Source organism: Sphingobium sp. KKT206, from assembly GCF_055640555.1.
This window is the reverse complement of record NZ_CM145764.1, coordinates 83,212-99,739: the sequence shown is the minus strand read 5'-3', so window position 1 is coordinate 99,739 and position 16,528 is coordinate 83,212. Positions and strand designations below refer to the sequence as shown.

The 16,528-nt window shown below is 60.7% G+C and carries 13 protein-coding genes; 7 read left to right on the top strand and 6 right to left on the bottom strand.

The window, feature by feature from the left end:
- Positions 1 to 90: 90 nt before the first annotated feature.
- Positions 91 to 4,125 carry a hypothetical protein gene (locus tag ACZ2HM_RS00515; protein ID WP_470425919.1) on the bottom strand — a complete coding sequence of 1,345 codons (4,035 nt, stop codon included), beginning with the start codon at positions 4,123 to 4,125 and terminating at the stop codon, positions 91 to 93.
- Between the two features lie 398 nt (positions 4,126 to 4,523).
- Between ACZ2HM_RS00515 and rfbA the strand changes: the two genes are divergently transcribed.
- Genes rfbA through rfbD form a run of 3 tightly spaced genes read left to right on the top strand, consistent with a single transcriptional unit; the run spans position 4,524 to position 6,804 of the window.
- A complete protein-coding gene (rfbA, locus tag ACZ2HM_RS00510; RefSeq protein WP_470425918.1) occupies positions 4,524 to 5,408 on the top strand; it encodes a glucose-1-phosphate thymidylyltransferase RfbA in 885 nt (294 codons plus the stop codon).
- Complete coding sequence (rfbC, locus tag ACZ2HM_RS00505) at positions 5,405 to 5,950, top strand: dTDP-4-dehydrorhamnose 3,5-epimerase (protein WP_069065107.1); 546 nt, start codon at positions 5,405 to 5,407, stop codon at positions 5,948 to 5,950. The genes rfbA and rfbC overlap by 4 nt, the downstream gene beginning before the upstream one ends.
- Positions 5,947 to 6,804, top strand: coding sequence for a dTDP-4-dehydrorhamnose reductase (gene rfbD / locus ACZ2HM_RS00500; protein WP_470425917.1), 858 nt, complete (start codon positions 5,947 to 5,949; stop codon positions 6,802 to 6,804). Before rfbC ends, rfbD begins: the two co-directional genes overlap by 4 nt.
- Positions 6,805 to 6,824: 20 nt before the next feature.
- Here rfbD and ACZ2HM_RS00495 read toward each other — a convergent pair whose 3' ends face one another.
- Genes ACZ2HM_RS00495 through ACZ2HM_RS00480 form a run of 4 tightly spaced genes read right to left on the bottom strand, consistent with a single transcriptional unit; the run spans position 6,825 to position 10,610 of the window.
- Positions 6,825 to 8,051 (bottom strand): glycosyltransferase, encoded by a 1,227-nt coding sequence (locus ACZ2HM_RS00495; RefSeq protein WP_470425916.1) that lies wholly within the window; start codon positions 8,049 to 8,051, stop codon positions 6,825 to 6,827.
- Complete coding sequence (locus ACZ2HM_RS00490) at positions 8,048 to 8,704, bottom strand: ABC transporter ATP-binding protein (protein ID WP_037473724.1); 657 nt, start codon at positions 8,702 to 8,704, stop codon at positions 8,048 to 8,050. Before ACZ2HM_RS00490 ends, ACZ2HM_RS00495 begins: the two co-directional genes overlap by 4 nt.
- On the bottom strand, positions 8,701 to 9,507 hold the full coding sequence (locus tag ACZ2HM_RS00485; RefSeq protein WP_470425915.1) for an ABC transporter permease: 807 nt from the start codon (positions 9,505 to 9,507) through the stop codon (positions 8,701 to 8,703). The genes ACZ2HM_RS00490 and ACZ2HM_RS00485 overlap by 4 nt, the downstream gene beginning before the upstream one ends.
- Positions 9,507 to 10,610: a KpsE/RkpR family capsule polysaccharide export protein gene (locus tag ACZ2HM_RS00480; RefSeq protein ID WP_470425914.1), complete on the bottom strand. Its 1,104-nt coding sequence runs from the start codon at positions 10,608 to 10,610 to the stop codon at positions 9,507 to 9,509. The genes ACZ2HM_RS00485 and ACZ2HM_RS00480 overlap by 1 nt, the downstream gene beginning before the upstream one ends.
- 183 nt (positions 10,611 to 10,793) lie before the next feature.
- On the opposite strand from ACZ2HM_RS00480, the gene ACZ2HM_RS00475 reads away from it, so the two are divergent.
- The 4 genes from ACZ2HM_RS00475 to ACZ2HM_RS00460 all read left to right on the top strand — a co-directional run bounded on the left by ACZ2HM_RS00475 (position 10,794) and on the right by ACZ2HM_RS00460 (position 15,430).
- Positions 10,794 to 12,104 carry a UDP-glucose dehydrogenase family protein gene (locus ACZ2HM_RS00475; RefSeq protein WP_470425913.1) on the top strand — a complete coding sequence of 437 codons (1,311 nt, stop codon included), beginning with the start codon at positions 10,794 to 10,796 and terminating at the stop codon, positions 12,102 to 12,104.
- Positions 12,105 to 12,396: 292 nt separating this feature from the next.
- Entirely contained in the window at positions 12,397 to 13,572 is a 1,176-nt protein-coding gene (locus ACZ2HM_RS00470) for a polysaccharide biosynthesis/export family protein (protein WP_313924651.1), read from the top strand.
- Between the two features lie 25 nt (positions 13,573 to 13,597).
- The gene (locus ACZ2HM_RS00465) at positions 13,598 to 14,422 is read left to right on the top strand and encodes a class I mannose-6-phosphate isomerase (protein WP_470426890.1); all 825 of its coding nucleotides are present in this window, start codon (positions 13,598 to 13,600) and stop codon (positions 14,420 to 14,422) included.
- Between the two features lie 216 nt (positions 14,423 to 14,638).
- Complete coding sequence (locus tag ACZ2HM_RS00460) at positions 14,639 to 15,430, top strand: sulfite exporter TauE/SafE family protein (RefSeq protein WP_069065113.1); 792 nt, start codon at positions 14,639 to 14,641, stop codon at positions 15,428 to 15,430.
- Here ACZ2HM_RS00460 and ACZ2HM_RS00455 read toward each other — a convergent pair.
- On the bottom strand, positions 15,427 to 16,515 hold the full coding sequence (locus ACZ2HM_RS00455; RefSeq protein ID WP_037476645.1) for a helix-turn-helix transcriptional regulator: 1,089 nt from the start codon (positions 16,513 to 16,515) through the stop codon (positions 15,427 to 15,429). The two genes, ACZ2HM_RS00460 and ACZ2HM_RS00455, sit on opposite strands and share 4 nt — an antisense overlap.
- Positions 16,516 to 16,528: the final 13 nt, after the last annotated feature.

The window sequence follows — 16,528 nt, the reverse complement described above, 5'->3', positions numbered from 1 at the left end:
CGCTATTTTTCGGCTACCGATGGGGATCAGGCATGTCGATGCCACCAAGGTGGCATCGACATGCCTTCGATAAGCACATAGATACTGTTTTTACTGCCCCAATGCAGCCTGACGCAGTGCTTCTGTCGCGGCGTTGGGCGAACGGCCTTCGGCAAGGCCATGGTGAATGAAGTGCAGCACAGGGTCCATGCCGACCTCTGACACGTCCGTATAATGGGCCAGATACCAGTCCGGATCAAACTGTGCATAATCTTCCACTATGCGGCGCTGGCGTTGCTCGGTCCTCTTACCGGTCAGCGCCGGGAAGGGCAGCTTCGCCTGCGCCAGCATAGTTTGGAGCGTCTTCGACATTTGATGGTAGACATGCAGGCTGGCGGCGCAGGCCTCATCGATCTTTCGATCCCGCTCACTCAATTGCGCCCGATTGGCGAGCATTGTGGCGCGCAACATCTCCTTTTGCCGGCCCGCCTCCTCTCTCGCCTTTTCAAGATTGGCTAATAGAGCTTGATGGGCCGCTTCGGCTTTCATCAGCCGTTGATTTCGATCCTGCAAAGTCTCTTGCGCCTGATCCATCTGTTCGCGCCGCTTGGCAAGTTGCTCCGTGGCGTCGTCCAACTCGGTACGCAATTTGGCCTTCTCGGCCTGTTCTTGCGCAATCAGACGTTGATGCTCTGCCAAACCATCCTGCAATCGCGACATTTGTAGATAGCGTTTGTTGGCTTCATTCTGATTATCATTGATTATGGCGGACAGTTGTTTGACGCGTGCGCCATTTTGCTCCGCCAAAGCCCGCTCCGTTTCAAGCGCCTGGCGCACCACATCAAGATCTTGCGCCGCATCGGCCAGCTTCGCGCTGTGCTGTTGCAATTCTGTGCTGAGATCCTCGACTTGCGCGCCACGCTCGCTTGCCACTCGCTCCATCTGATCGAGCGCCTGACGCTGCCTATCCAATTCGTCCTCGGCCGCCGCCAACTTGGCGCGCCGCTCCTCCAACACTGTTTCCAATTCGGCGACGTGAGCGTCCCGATCACCAACCGCAGCGCGCATGTCCTCAAGCGCTTTGCGATCGCGTTCCAGCGAGACCTTCACAGCGTCCAGTTCCGTGGACTGACCCGCGACCGTTACCTCCAGATCCAGGATGCGTGCCTGGCGTTCATCGGCCGTCTGACTGATCGTCTCCAGCGCGCGCGCATGGTCCTCGACCGCCGCTGACAATGCCGCCTCGCGCGCACGGATATGCTCCTCCAGTTCCATGACTTTCGCATCGCGGTTGCCAACGGTGGCGCGCAATTCGTCCAGCATTTTGCGGTCATGTTCGAGCGAGGCTCTTACCGCGTCCAACTCCGTGGCCTGACCCGCGACGGTTGTTTCCAGATCGAGGATACGCGCCTGTCGTTCATGGGCCGTCCGGCTGATCGCTTCCAGCGCGCGCGCATGATCGTCCAGGGCAAACTTCGCGGCCGACAGATCGCTTTCGCGCAACGCCAGTTGTTGGCTGATGAGCGCGATTTCACCGAAACGAGTCTGAAGCGCGGCCTCTGTCTCGGCGCGGCGCCGATCCAGTTCAGCCGCCTTTCGTCCTGCTTCGGCGAGCTGATTTTGAAGGGCAGTCTGGCGCTTGTTCCAATCAGCGCGATCCTCATGCGCCTGTTTGCTGGCGGCAAGCAGAGCTTCTGCGGCTTGTTCCGTTTCGAGCTGACGCTGGCGCAGAGCGCTTTCGGTTTGCGCCAGCCTGTTCTGCAACTCCGCGATGTCGGCTTCACTCGCAGCGCGCAACGCTTTGAGCTGTTCGTCCTGTTGACGGGACTTGTCCTCCCATTCGCGGGCGATCTGCTCGGTCTGATTGAGCTTCATCTGCCCGTCGGCGACGGCTTGCTCTGTCGCCGCCAACGCTTGAGTCAAGCCAGCCAGATCGCGATCGCGGCTTGCAATCGCATCATCCTTTTCCGCCAATTGCCGATGCAGGGAATCGATTGTCTGGTTGCGTTCGGCAAGAGCCGCGCGAATGGCGTCCCTATCCTGCCGGGCGACCTGATAGTCATTTTCCAGCGCGGCCTGGGCGTGCTCCAGTGCGTCGGCTCGCTTGGCCTCCGCTCCCAAATTCGCTTCGAGCGCGCTATTGGCGGCGCTCAAAGCCTCGCGCTGCTGCCGCGCTTCGGTCATCGCCTGTTCCAGCGCCAAGGCTTGCGCCTCCAACGCCGCAACTTCCTTCAGCGCTGCCGCCTTATCCGTTGCCAGCATTGCGCGCTCGTTGCGCAGTGAATCGCGCTCGGTTTGCGTTACAAGATGCTGTTCTTCCAGAACGCGTTTTTCTTGCTGAACTGCCTGGGTCTGCTGCCGGGCGGTAGCGAGTTGCGCTTCCAGCCGGGCGCGTATTTCCCTCAGACCATCGCGATCCTTTTGCGTAGCGAGATGACGCTCTTCCAAGGCCAGCTTTGCCTTCTCGATCCCACTGGCCTGCTGTTGAGCAGCGGCAAGTCGGGTTTCCAGTTCGGCACGACTGAACGTCAATTCGGCCTGCTTCTCATGCGCTTGCGCGACGGCCTGCTCCAGCGCGTGCTTCTCTGCGGCGAGCGCCTCATTCTGCTTTGCCGCTTCGGCCTGTTCCGCTTCCAGCCGGGCGCGCACGTCCCTTAAGGCGTCCCGTTCCTTCTGGGTCGCGAGATGCCGCTCTTCCAACGCTGTCTTTGCCCGCTGGATCGACTCCGCGCGTTCCAACGCAGCGACAGCCTTGGCCTCGATCTCCGACTGGCGCGCCTCAAGCGCATCGCGATCGGTGTGGATTTCAGCAAGTTTGGTTTCGAGCGCATCGCGATCAGCGCTGAGTTGCGCAAGGGTCGCGGTCATTGCCTCGCCCTGGTCGAGGAGGGCGTCGCGTTCCTGTGTCGCGGCCTGCAACTGCTTCTGCAGCGCGGTGACCGTGGCCGTTGCATCATCCCTTGCCTTCGCGGCGCTGGTGATTCGCGTTTTCAGGTCTACCGCGTTCCGTTCAAATTCCTCGCTCTTGCGGCGCGCCTCGGCAACGGCTGCTTCCAGCGCCTTTTTCTCCGCCAGCAGCGTTTCCCGCTGACCCTGGCCCGCGCGCTGGCGCTGCTCGATCTCCGCCTTAGCGCTTTTGACGCGCTCGACATCGCTGGCCTGCGTGGCCGTGCGCTGTTCCAATTCGACCTTGGCCTGGCGCAGCTTATCCAGTTCGGCCTTTGCAGCAGCGGCTTCCCGTTCGGCCTCGATTTGCTTGGCCGCGATCTCGTCCCGCTCCGCATGCAATTTCGTCAATTGGGCGTAGCGCTCGTCATTATCCTTGGCGATGGCCCCCATGGCGTTACCCGCTGCCGTAAACTCGGCATGGACCGCATCAAGCGCCGCGCATCCGGCCGCATCCTCGCCATGTTCGGCAAAGCCGCGCAGGACTTCATAGGTGGTTTCAACCCACTTCGCCGCATAGTCCAGCGTCCGCAGCGATTTACCGTCAACACGGTGATGGCGCAGATTGGACGTCAGGAAGCCCGCCAGTTCGCGGCGCAGCTTTTCGGAATTTCGTGGCCAGAACAGGCCTAACGTCTCCTGCGACCGATCGATAAAGCCGACATAATCGTCCATCAAATCATCATAGGTGGTGAAGAATCGGCGCAGGCCGCGTGTTCCGCGTTCGCCCTCCAACGTATAGCGCAGCCACAGCAACAAACCCTTGGGCTGCAGGAACTTGTTACGCCGTTCCAGCGATTGCGCGACCTCGATAGGGTTGCGCAGCGTGTGAATCACGACCGGTTCGATGTCCATCGATTCAAAGACGCTACGCCAGAAAGGCATAAGCAGGCTGAGCCGCGGATCCTTGATCACGAACAGGTTGGACTTGCCAAATTCCGCTTCGATACAAGCGACTGCGCGCTCGCGAAAACGGTCCATCGCCGAAGAACGGAACCAATTGGGGTTGAATTCCATCCATTCGGCCCAGCCCCCGCCGCCGGAACTCAATATCTTCTCGTTCAACTCATAGATGGGGCGGGATTCCCAATAGCCCGATTCATTATATTCGTCCGCACCCATGAGGTTGGGCGATGATTCACAGCCAAGCAAATTGAGCGTGCGAGACAGGGCGCTGGTGCCGGAGCGATGCATCGCCACGACCAAAACTGCGGTCCTTTTCGCGACCGTTGTCTTTGATGGAGCAGGCTGCGGCGTTGCAGCAACGGCGCGGCCACGCGGTGCTTTACCTGTTGCGTCCGCATCCTTAGTCGAAACCGTATCGTTCACCTAAAGCCTACCCCTGATTGCCCTGGTCATCATATCTCTGACCGCTACACTTTTTATGTCAATGCCAAACGCCCACCCGCCAGCCTGTCCGAAGCCTCGCACCCAGAGCATGGCGATTTGTGCCCGGACATGAGCGCAACAGCCTGCAAGATGCCTTCTGCCCACGGCGATTTCCTATCCTATTGGGACATATGCCGCATCGCAACATCGCCTTGCAATCGTAACCGACGCAATTTACACCCGCATTCGCCTTTCATGGGGAGTGATACGTGCGCAAGGGAATAATATTGGCGGGTGGTTCCGGCACAAGACTATATCCACTGACCAAGGGTGTCTCAAAGCAATTGATGCCCGTTTATGACAAGCCGATGATCTATTATCCGCTCTCGACGCTGATGTTGTCGGGGATTCGCGATATCATGATCATCACGACGCCCCATGATGCACCGTCTTTCCAGGCATTACTCGGCGATGGCAAGGAATTGGGCATCAACCTGACCTATGCGGTCCAGCCGGAGCCCAAGGGTCTGGCGCAGGCCTATCATATCGGCGCGGACTTCGTCGGCAGCGATCCGTCGACGCTCGTCCTGGGCGACAATATCTTTTACGGCCATGGCTTGGTTGATCTACTGAAACGGGCCGGCGAGCGTGAAACTGGTGCCACGGTCTTTGGCTATTATGTCAGCGATCCCAAAGCCTATGGCGTCGTGTCCTTCGATGCGAACGGCCGCGCCGAGACGATCGAGGAAAAGCCCGAAGAGCCCAAGTCCAACTATGCCGTCACCGGCCTCTATTTCTATGATGGCCGTGCGGTGGACATGGCCCGTGACTTGGCCCCCTCGCCGCGTGGCGAGTTGGAAATCACCGATCTCAACCGCCTCTATCTGGAGGAAGGTTCGCTGTCGGTCGAGATCATGGGCCGCGGCTATGCTTGGCTCGACACTGGGACGCACGGGTCGCTGCTCGACGCAGCGCTCTATGTGCGGGTCACCGAAGACCGGCAGGGATTGAAGATCTGCTGCCCCGAAGAAATTGCCTGGCGGCAGGGCTTTATCGATGATGCCCAGTTGGAAGAAGTGGCATCGCCGCTGCGCAAGAGCGGCTATGGCAATTATCTGATGGACCTTCTCAAAGGCAAGGGTGCGATCGCATGAACATCGTGGAAACCGCCATTCCCGGCCCCTTGATCATCGAACCGCGCGTGTTCGGCGACGATCGCGGCTTCTTTTACGAAAGCTGGAATGCGGACGCCTTCAAGGCGGCGGGGCTGGACCTCGACTTCGTGCAGGACAATCACAGCAAGTCGGCGCGCGGCGTGCTGCGCGGGCTGCATTTCCAGAACCCCAATCCGCAGGGCAAGCTCGTCCGCGTGGTCGCTGGGCGGGTGTGGGACGTGGCGGTGGATATCCGCAAGTCCAGCCCGCATTTCGGCAAATGGGTCGGGCTGGAACTGTCCGCCGCGAACAAGAAGATGTTCTGGGTGCCGCCGGGCTTTGCGCATGGCTTCATCAGCCTGGAGGATGGCACCGAATTTCTCTACAAATGCACTGCCACCTATGATCCGTCGGCCGAACATTCGCTGATGTGGAACGACCCGGCGGTGGGCATTGAATGGCCGTTGGAAGGGATCGAGCCGATCCTGTCGGGCAAGGATGCGCAGGGTCAGGCACTAGGCGAGATCGAGGCCTTCGCATGAAGGCGGTGATCGTCGGGGCCAAGGGCCAGCTGGGACGCGGTCTGCAGGCGACGGCGCCCGCCGGAGCGGTGCTGAGCTGTGTCGACGTCGATGAACTCGACATCACCCAGGCTGACGCGGTGGAGGCCTATCTGGCGCAGGAAAAGCCGGACCTGTTGCTGAACGCCGCTGCCTATACGGCGGTGGACAAGGCCGAACAGGACGAAGCACTGGCCTTGGCGATCAATGGGACGGCGGTCGGCACGCTGGCCGATGCCGCGCGGGCCGTTGGTGCGCGGTTCGTCCATGTCTCGACCGACTTCGTGTTCGATGGGCTGGCGGGTGTGCCCTATGCGCCCGATGCGCCCACGGCCCCGTTGAGCGCCTATGGCCGCACCAAGCTGGTCGGCGAGCAGCTGGCCGGCCCGGATGCGCTGATCGTGCGGACGGCGTGGGTCTATGCGCCGACGGGCGGCAATTTCGTGCGCACCATGTTGCGCCTGATGGCCGAGCGCCCGGAAGTGCGCGTGGTCGCTGACCAGATCGGGACGCCGACCTATGCGCCGGGTCTTGCCGCAGCGCTGTGGACGATGGCGGGCGCGGGCGTGACCGGCCTGCATCATTATACCGATGCCGGGGCGGCAAGCTGGTATGATTTTGCCGTCGCGATCCAGGAGGAAGCGCTGGCGATCGGCCTGCTGACGCAGAAGGCGACGGTCATTCCGATCCCGACCAGCGCTTATCCGACGCCCGCCACGCGGCCGCATTATTCGGTGCTGGACAAGGCATCGACCTTCGAAGCGCTGGGCGGACCGACGCCGCATTGGCGCGACAATCTGCGCGTCATGATGGCGCAGATCAAAGAACAGGGTTGAAGGCAAAAAGCCCCGGTCGGTCAGGCCGGGGCTTTTTTCTGGTCCAGGCCCAGCGCCCGCAGCAGGATGGCGACGCTGTCGTCCCATTCTTCGCCGACCGGCATCGGCGGATCAGCTTCCTGCAATGTGGCGAGGATGCTGTCGGCAAGCGCTGCTGGACTGTCATCGCTGAAATAAAAGAGCCCCGGCCGCGCCAGTTCCCGGAAGACCGGAAGATCGCGTGCCAGCACCTTGCGCCCCTGGCGCAGCGCTTCAACGATCGGCAGGCCGAAGCCTTCGCCGCGGGAGGGCATGACGACGAGGGCCGCGCGGGCATAGAGCGCGGCGAGCAGTTCGTCGGAGGCTTGGCTGAGCCAGGTCAACCGATGGTCGGCCCGCGCCTCCAACGCCGCGAGACGAGCCTGCATCGCTTCGGTGCGCCAGCCCGGCCGCCCCACGATCAGGACGTGCGGCGCGTCGGCGGGCTGCGTCTGCCACAGATGCTCCATGGCATCGAGGACGCAATCATGGCCTTTGCGCGGTTCGATGGTGCCGACCATCAACAGGGTACGGGTATTTTGCGCGCGCGCGATCGCTGCACGCCCCTTGTCGCCGATACCGCGGCTGGGGTTGGTCGCATCGACGGCACCGCTCAGCGGCATGACGGTCACCTCAATGGCATCGCGCCGCGCGACCTTGTTGGTGGTAAGCCAAGTGTCGAGGTCCGATGCGACCTGGTGCGAGATGCAAATGGCCCGATCCGCCAGGCGGCTGACCACGCCTATCCATTTTGCGAAATTTCGTCCTGTGCTGCGGGGAAACCAGTGCGGGTGCTGGAGCGGCAGCAGATCATAGATGACGATATTGATCGACGCGCCGGAGCGACGCCAGCGTGCCAGTTGCCGCTGATGCCGCGACAAACGATGCGCGGCCAGGTCCAGCCCCAGGAATATGTCCCCGGCGCTGGCATGGATCAGTGGTGCATTGGGGGGTGGTAGCGACAAACGGCCGTCTGTGGGATCAACCTCTGCAATGGCATAGCCCCGCTTTGCGGTCGCGGCGATTGGCAGGACGGCGATATCGTCCAGGTCCAGGTCCATCAAGTGCAGCCATATGGCGCGCACGACCCGTTGGATGCCTGTGCCGGCATCCTGTTGGGCGATGGTGGACATATCGACCAGCAAGCGACGAGGGGCGGCAGGAACCTCGTCCGTCCGCTGGGCCTTCGAAAGGATCAACCGATCGAGCAACCCGGCTATCCAGTTCATTCCCGTTCATGCGCCTTATAAAAGGCGTAAGCTTCATCCATGTCGGCGAAATTGGTCAGCGTCTGTTGCGCCAGCACACCCGCCCGATCGCAATGTTCGCGGATATAGCCGTCATTGTGCGACACGATGATCATGGAGCGGTCACGTCGCTTGACGAACAGTTCATCATGACATTTTTGCTGAAAACGCGCGTCACCCACAGCGACGATTTCATCGATGAGGAAGCAATCAAAATCTACCGCCAGGGATACGCCGAAACCCAGCCGGGCGCGCATCCCCGCAGAATAGCTTTTGATTGGCTCGTTCATATATGCGCCCAGTTCGGCGAAATCATCAACAAGAGCGATGACATCATCGACATTCTTGCCATAAACGCGACAAATGAAGCGCACATTGTCGGCCCCGGTCAGCGATTGCTGAAACGCACCGGAAAAGGCCAGCGGCCAGCTGATCGACATATCCGTGACGATCCGGCCTTCGTTCAACATCTCAATGCCGCTGATCATGCGGATGAGGGTCGATTTTCCAGCGCCATTGCGCCCCAATATCCCGATCTTCTCGCCCCGCCCGATAGTCAGATCGACATTACGGAAAACCCAGCGAGGACCGCGACGGGTTTCATAGGCTTTTCCGATATTCTGTAGCTGGATCATGCTGGCACCAGATTACGGCTTGCACGTCGTATCTCCGCCAAAGCGAATAGGGAAAGGCCAAGATTGCATAGGGCCATATACCCCAGGTCATAATAGGGGGTGAAATGCGATCCGAAGAAGCCGTCGCGCACGCATTCGACCCCATGAACCATGGGCAGATATAAAATCCATTCTCGAAATTCGGCAGGCAAGGACTCTACGAGAAAGGCAGCGCCCGAAAGAGGGAAGAGAAGATAGGCCGCCGGGTGCCAAAATTTATCGATCAGTTCGCTGCGGTTGGACAGGGCGCCCAGGAACATGCCCAAAGACGAGCCGAACCACACCAACATCACCCAACCCATCACGACCTTGAGCGGGTCTTCAGGCAATTGAAGCCAACCAACCGCAGCGAAAAACAAGGTGAGGATGAAAAAAGAGATGCCAACGCCAACGGCTTCAAGCAAAAGTCGGGCAGCGAATATATCGATTATCTTGACGTTGCGATGGTACATCAGCGATAAGTTCGGCTCAATCGAGCCGACAAGTCGCGACGGCATATTGCGCCAGACCAGCACGCTGGAATAGCCCGTCAAGGCAAAAGCCGAGATGGGGAGGTCGGACCCGTGAACCGCTTTGGTAGCTGTCCAGATCAACGTGACGCCGATGGTAAAAACCATCGGTTCCACGAACAGCCAGAGAAAGCCGATATTATGCCTGCCATAGCGGGTGATCACTTCGCGCATCAACAATGCGCCTATCACCCGCTGCTGGATTGCCCAGGACCGCAGGAAACTGGTCGGGCTTGGTTCCTGCATCTGCGTCATCAGTCGCGATGTTCCTTGACGCCGCTCACAAGCATCGAAAGCACGGCCCAAATCACCAACCCAACGACGAACGTGCTCAATATGCCGCGTAAACGGCGCGGCTCGACAGGATAGTCGGGCTTGCTGGGTTCCACGATCCGTTCGACATAAGCCCGCTTGCGACGCGCTTCGTTCCGCGCTTCCTGAAGCGAACTGATCGCTGCACCAAGCTGACGGTCCGCCAATTGGCTTTCGAGTTGCAGGCGCTGGAACTGCGCCGCCGTAGCGGCCAGCGATTTCTGGTTACCCGCGACCAGGCCGGTTTGCTTGTCAATTTCACGGCTCAAAGACTGCACGCGATTCTGCAACACAGGGATCTGGGGGTTTTGCGGCGTGAAGGCGCGCAATTGAATCAACTGCGTTTGCGTCGCGATCATCTCGTCCTGCAATTTGGAGATCATCTGCAGTTGGACAGTCGCCTGCTTTTCGGGATCGACCACCCCTTCGCGGTTGCGATAATCAGACAATGCCAGAGCGGCTGTCCGTGCCAGGGCCTTCGCTTCGTCCAGCTCGTCATTGGCATAATTGATCAAGTCGGAACGGGCGCGGCCATTTAGCTTGTTGACCAGCGCTTCTGCCTGAACAAGCAGTCGTCTGTTGATCTCATGCGCGTCTTCAGGCGTAAAGGCCCGCACGCTCAGAACCGTGATCGAAGAGGCAACATCATGGGTTACCTCCACTTTCTTGGTATAATATTTATAGAGCTTTTCTTTCACGCCCCCCCGGTTGAACGGATTGAAGCGGTTGAGAATGGACACATTTTCGTTGCCATAGGCATTTGAAACGAGATTGTCGCGATTTAGCGCCGCGAGGGCGTCGCGCGAAACCATGTAATCCTTCGTCGCATAGCCTTCGTTGGCGTCGTTCGACATCCCGCCGGCCCGGAATAAAGCGCCTAGACCGGTATTATTGCTCTTTTCCGGGCTCCGAACGACAAAACGCGATTCCGACATATAGACGTCGGAACTCATTGTGAAATAAACAGCAGAAATCATCGTGGGTACAAGTACCGCCGCGACGAAGAGAGTCGGCAATTTGCCGATACGTTCAGGAATTTTGATCATCGGTACCCGGCATGCCTATGGTTCGCCCTCGTGTTAGGAGGTGCGTTTCTCAAAGTCCAGCGGATTGAAACCACGGTACTGCGGCTTGCGACGGCCGGAATGCCGTATCATGGCGTCCCTTTATAATGTCTAAATCTCATGCTAGGGCGAAGCGTTGTCATACAACGGGGACCGTTTCAAACTATGAAAATCACGATGATCGGCACGGGGTATGTGGGCCTTGTGTCAGGGGCCTGTTTTGCGGATTTTGGCCATGATGTGGTCTGTGTCGATAAGGATGCGGGCAAGATCGCGGCGATCGAAGCGGGGCAGATGCCGATCTTCGAGCCGGGGCTGGACAAGCTGGTCGGCGACAATGCCGGATCGGGTCGCCTGACCTTCACCACCGATCTGGCCGCAGGCGTCAAGGGCGCGGACGCAATCTTCATCGCGGTCGGCACGCCTTCGCGGCGCGGCGACGGCCATGCCGATCTCTCCTATGTCTATGCTGCAGCGCGGGAAATCGTCGCTGCGCTCGATGGTCCGGCGGTCATCGTCACCAAGTCGACCGTGCCCGTGGGCACTGGCGACGAGGTCGAGCGAATCGCGCGGGAATTGAAGCCCGACCTCGACATCCAGGTCGTGTCGAACCCCGAATTCCTGCGCGAAGGCGCGGCGATCGGCGACTTCAAGCGGCCCGACCGCGTCGTCGTCGGCACCACCGGCTCGGAACGCGCCATCGCGGTGATGAGCCAGGTCTATCGCCCGCTCAACCTCAATCAGGCGCCGTTGATGTTCACCGGGCGGCGGACTGCCGAACTCATCAAATATGCCGCCAATGCCTTTCTGGCGACCAAGATCACCTTCATCAACGAGATGGCGGACCTGTGCGAAGCGGTCGGCGCGGACGTGCAGGACGTGTCGCGCGGCATTGGCCTCGACAACCGTATCGGTTCCAAATTTCTCCACGCGGGGCCGGGCTATGGCGGGTCGTGCTTCCCCAAGGATACGCTGGCGCTGGTCAAGACGGGTCAGGATCATGACACGCCGATCCGCATCGTCGAGACGGTGGTGCAGGTCAACGACCTGCGCAAGCGCGCCATGGGCCGCAAGATCGTCAAGGCGCTGGGCGGCGACGCGCGCGGCAAGACAGTCGCGCTGCTGGGTCTGACCTTCAAGCCCAACACCGACGACATGCGCGATGCGCCGAGCCTCGCCATCGTCCAGGCGCTGGAGGATGCGGGCGCGAAGATCGTCGCTTATGATCCCGAAGGCATGGACGTGGCCGCACCCATGATGCCCAGCGTAACCATGGCCAAGGACGCCTATGAAGCGGCCGAGGGGGCCGATGTGCTGGTGCTGGTCACCGAATGGGATATTTTCCGTGCGCTCGACATGAAGCGCCTCGCCAGTGCGATGAACGGCAATGCGCTCGTCGACCTGCGCAACATCTATCCGCTCGCAGAAGTCACCGAGGCTGGCTTTACGCTTGCGCGCGTCGGCGCGGCGAGCTGAGAAGCCGCACCTGTGGCGTTAGGTACGGAACGCCCAAGGACGTGTCGACTGCACTGTTTCTCATTAGCTGCCGCATCCATCACAGGTTCATGTGCGTTGACTGAGTTAGGCGTTCGAGCATCTTGCTTCGGCATAGCGACAACGTCTGTGGGTGCGTTGGGGATCAGGTGACAGACGGGCGATCGAGCGATATGTAGCGTTCATTCGGCCGTGAGCCATTGTTAGAATTGACGGCATCTCCAAGGTCTGTGCCAGGAGTGTCGGGTCGAGCCGAAGGGCATTTGGAGAATTCATGAACTGCTTGTCGCATCTTCGGAACGGCGCTCGCCTTCCCCGCCTCTGCCTACTTGCTGCGCTGCTTGCCACGACCGCCTGCACCTCAATCGGGCCAGGAACGGGGCGGGTCGTCAATGTCGGCAAGGACCAAGATGCCGCAATCAAGGGCATACAGGTCATCAATCTGGACGAACGATCGCTGGTCGAACTGCCTCGCGTCACCACCCCTGATTTCGCAACCGGGCTTGGCTATTCCGATGCGGTTGGCGAGACCGTGGGATCGGGTGACGTCCTCAACGTCACCATCTGGGAAGCGCCACCTGCTGTATTGTTCGGTACCAGTGCCCCAACCGGCATGTCGGTTCAGACCAGTGGCGTAACGGCGCTGCCGGAATTTCTCGTCGGTCCCTCTGGCCGAATTTCCATACCCTTTGCCGGCCTGGTTCAGGCGGCCGGGCGGACCTTGCCCCAAATAGAGCAGGACATCATCACGCGACTGCGCGGCAAGGCCCATTTGCCGCAGGTCGCCGTTCGCTTGCTGCGCAACCTGAGCGCCAACGTGTCCGTGGTGGGTGAAGTGGCCAACAGCACCCGCATGCCCCTGACTCCCAAGGGGGAAACCATATTGGATGCCATCGCAGCAGCGGGTGGAACCAAACAGCAATCGGACAAGATGACGATCCAGGTCAGTCGCGGCGGGCAGGTCTATTCCATGCCCTTTTCCGCCGTGATCAACGATCCGCGCCAGAATATCGTCCTGAAGACAGGCGACGTCGTGACCGCGCTGTTCCGTCCCTATAGCTTCACCATGCTTGGCGCTGCGGGCCAAAACCAGGAAGTGCCTTTCGAGGCAACCGGCCTGTCGCTTGCGCAGGCCATGGGCCGTGTCGGCGGCCTGGCAGAGGGGCGCGCCGATCCCAAGGGGGTCTTCGTGTTCCGCTGGGAAGATCCGGCGATGGTCGTCAATCGCAATGCCACCGTGTCACCCCGTTCGGACGGGCGCATTCCGGTCGTCTATCGCGTCGACATGCGCGATCCGGCCACCTATTTCGCCATGCAGAATTTCGCCATTCATGATCGCGATGTGCTCTATGTCTCCACCAACCCCGTCGCTGAATTTCAGCGGGTCATCGGCCTGATTGCCTCTACGGCACTGCCGATCGTGGCCATCGACAATGCGATCACCCGGTAATCGAACGACCGTAGCTTAGATCATGATGGAATTGACAAAAGCCGCTCGCAAATTGCGACCTCGGCGCGTGGCGAAGCCATGGGGCCGGGTGGACTTGCCGGTCGCGTTTGGCCCGCCGGGACCAGATCCGATCGGTGAAATTTGGTATGAGGATGAGGTTAGCAACGGCGATCTGCCCCTGCTCGTCAAGCATATCTTCACCAGCGAGCGGTTGTCTATCCAGGTTCACCCCGACGATGCCGCAGCGACGGCTGTCGGACTGCCGGGCGGCAAGGAAGAAATCTGGTACATATTGGATTGCGAACCGGATGCACGGCTGGGCATTGGCCTGAAGCGGCCGATCAGCCCGGCGGCGTTTCGTGCCGCGGCGCTTGATGGCTCGATCGAGCAGCTGATCGACTGGAAGCCCGTCAAACCGGGCGACTGTTATTTCATTCCGGCAGGCACCGTCCATGCCATCGGGGCGGGAATTGTGCTGGCCGAAGTTCAGCAGAATGTCGATGTGACCTATCGCCTGTATGACTATGGTCGGCCGCGCGAATTGCATTTGGATGAGGGAGAGGCCGTCAGCCATCTCCTTCCCTATGATCGACAAGTCATTCATGCGCCTCTGGGCCAGAATGCGGGGCGTATCTCACCGTCCGATGCCCCTTTCCAGCTGGAATTGCGCCACTGGCAGGCCGGGGCGGCGGTAATCCTTCCCGACGCGTCCCGCATATGGTTCACGCCGCTGGGCGGAAGCGGGACGATCGATGGCGCGCCATGGGCAGAGGTCGATTGCTGGCTGATAGATGCAGACAGCCAATTGCGGATCGACACGCCCTGTTCGGCTCTTCTTGCTACCCTGTGATGATGACGCCCGCCTCATCTCGTGAATAGAGGCGCGCAAATCGACATCGGGCATCTTAAAGGTCTGTGACACGCGCTTTCTGGCGGTGCCGATGGAACATCGGTGCCAAGGCGCAACCTGCTTCCCGCAAAAAAGGCTGTTCGCGGCCTTCGCCTATGGATATGGCTTTGGCGATGGGGCGTGAAAACATCGCGGCTGCCATGTCGGGGGAATGGAATGGATTGGTTGCACGCGGTCGCCGGGCTGTTCGTTGGTGTCATGGTGGGCATGACCGGCGTGGGTGGCGGGTCGCTGATGGCACCGATCCTGATCCTGCTGTTCGGCGTCGCCCCGGTCACCGCCGTCGGCACGGACCTTTGGTTCGCAGCGATCACCAAAGCGGTGGGCGGGGTCGTCCATCATCGCCATGGCGGGGCGGAAGGTGGCCCCGACTATGAGGTCATCCGCCGCCTGTGCATCGGCAGCCTGCCTGCCGCGGTCATCGTATTATTGCTGTTGTCGCAGGTCGATACGCATCAGGTGAAGAGCGGCTTCATCATGACGGCCCTGGGCATCGTGTTGATCTTTACCGCCATCGCCACCCTGTTCCGCGGTCGGTTCCACCATTGGGCGGTCCATGCCCGGACTGACACTGCCAGCCGTTTCCTGCGCTATCAGGCGGGGCTGACCGTCGTGGCGGGGGCCGCGCTCGGCATCATGGTCACGCTGACCTCGGTCGGAGCGGGTGCGCTGGGGGCGACTTTGCTGCTGCTGCTCTATCCGTTGCGGATGCGGCTGCAGAAGCTGATCGCGACCGATATCGTCCATGCCGTGCCACTAACGCTGGTCGCGGGCATCGGCCATTTGTGGATCGGCAATTTCAACGGGATGCTGCTGCTCAACCTGCTGATCGGGTCGATCCCCGGCATCATCATCGGATCGATGCTGGCGTCCAAAGTGCCTGAAAAAGTGCTGCAGCCGCTGCTGGCGATCGTGTTGATCATCGCGGGCTGGCGTCTGATCGCCTAGGCGATAGCCAGCACGCTGGTCAGGACGATCCGCACCAATTCCGCCTGCCCCCGCGCACCCGTCTTGGCGTAGATGCGCTTGGAATAGTTGCGCGCGGTTTCCACCGTCAGGCCGAGCGTCTCCGCCGCGTCGCTGATCGGGATGCCTTGCGCGATGACCCAGGCGAGCCGCGCTTCACTGGGCAGCAGGCCGAACAGATCGACCAGCTGATCGCAGCGGTCGGCCTGCGACCAGCGATCGCCGCTGAGATAGGCGATGGCGACAGGAGTCGATCCGGTCGCGACCGACCCACCCCGCATCGGCGCGACCAGCATGTCCATCCAGGGGTCACGGCTCAGGTTCAGCGCCTTGGGCCGGGCGTCGGGATCAGCGGCGAAATGCTTGATGAGGGCGGTCAGTTCGCGATCCAGCGCGGGCGACGCCGGGGTCAGCCGGTCGTAGCGGCCGCGCCGCAACAGGCTGGTGCGCTGGAACAATTGTTCGACATGGGCCGTCATGTCGACGATGCGGCAGCGCGCGTCCAGCGTCAGCCAGCCGAAATTCAGGCGGCCGAACGCTTCGGATGTCAGGGTCGATCGCAATTTCTCGCGCTCCAGCGCGACGAAAGCCCGCAACGCAATGCGCAGATGCGGCGCGAGTGCGGTCAGCAGAGCGCCGACCGCCGGGCCGATTGAGCGCCCGCCCGCACAGCTGAGCCAGGCATCGACACCGCTCGGCTCGGTCACGCGGACGGAACGCATGTCGCTCATCCCCTGCGGCACCATCAGGTCGGTCAGGAAGGATTGATGGACGACATTATCCGCCTCGATCAGTTCGGCCAGCGCATAGACCCGCCCCTCGCGCATATGGCGATAGGGAAAGGGGTCGCGCCTATATTTTTCCACGAACAGATTATGGATATGCGCGGGCGGCGGCGGCCCGGCGTGCAGCTCGACGATCGCATCCTCGTCGATGGGGCGGAAGACCAAGGTGGTGTAGACCGCGCCCGTTCGCTGGCGCAGCCGTTCAAGGAAATCCTGCCACAAGGGTTGCTGGAACATCCCTTCATGCAGAGCCGTCAGCAGGCCACTATCGTCCAATCGCATCGGCCATTGCTAT

Excerpts from the sequence above, each read along its gene's own strand:
- rfbC (WP_069065107.1), top strand. The coding sequence starts at position 5,405 with ATGAACATCGTGGAAACCGCCATTCCCGGCCCCTTGATCATCGAACCG.
- rfbD (WP_470425917.1), top strand. The coding sequence starts at position 5,947 with ATGAAGGCGGTGATCGTCGGGGCCAAGGGCCAGCTGGGACGCGGTCTG.
- ACZ2HM_RS00495 (WP_470425916.1), bottom strand. The coding sequence starts at position 8,051 with ATGAACTGGATAGCCGGGTTGCTCGATCGGTTGATCCTTTCGAAGGCC.
- ACZ2HM_RS00490 (WP_037473724.1), bottom strand. The coding sequence starts at position 8,704 with ATGATCCAGCTACAGAATATCGGAAAAGCCTATGAAACCCGTCGCGGT.
- ACZ2HM_RS00485 (WP_470425915.1), bottom strand. The coding sequence starts at position 9,507 with ATGACGCAGATGCAGGAACCAAGCCCGACCAGTTTCCTGCGGTCCTGG.
- ACZ2HM_RS00480 (WP_470425914.1), bottom strand. The coding sequence starts at position 10,610 with ATGATCAAAATTCCTGAACGTATCGGCAAATTGCCGACTCTCTTCGTC.
- ACZ2HM_RS00475 (WP_470425913.1), top strand. The coding sequence starts at position 10,794 with ATGAAAATCACGATGATCGGCACGGGGTATGTGGGCCTTGTGTCAGGG.
- ACZ2HM_RS00470 (WP_313924651.1), top strand. The coding sequence starts at position 12,397 with ATGAACTGCTTGTCGCATCTTCGGAACGGCGCTCGCCTTCCCCGCCTC.
- ACZ2HM_RS00465 (WP_470426890.1), top strand. The coding sequence starts at position 13,598 with ATGGAATTGACAAAAGCCGCTCGCAAATTGCGACCTCGGCGCGTGGCG.
- ACZ2HM_RS00460 (WP_069065113.1), top strand. The coding sequence starts at position 14,639 with ATGGATTGGTTGCACGCGGTCGCCGGGCTGTTCGTTGGTGTCATGGTG.
- ACZ2HM_RS00455 (WP_037476645.1), bottom strand. The coding sequence starts at position 16,515 with ATGCGATTGGACGATAGTGGCCTGCTGACGGCTCTGCATGAAGGGATG.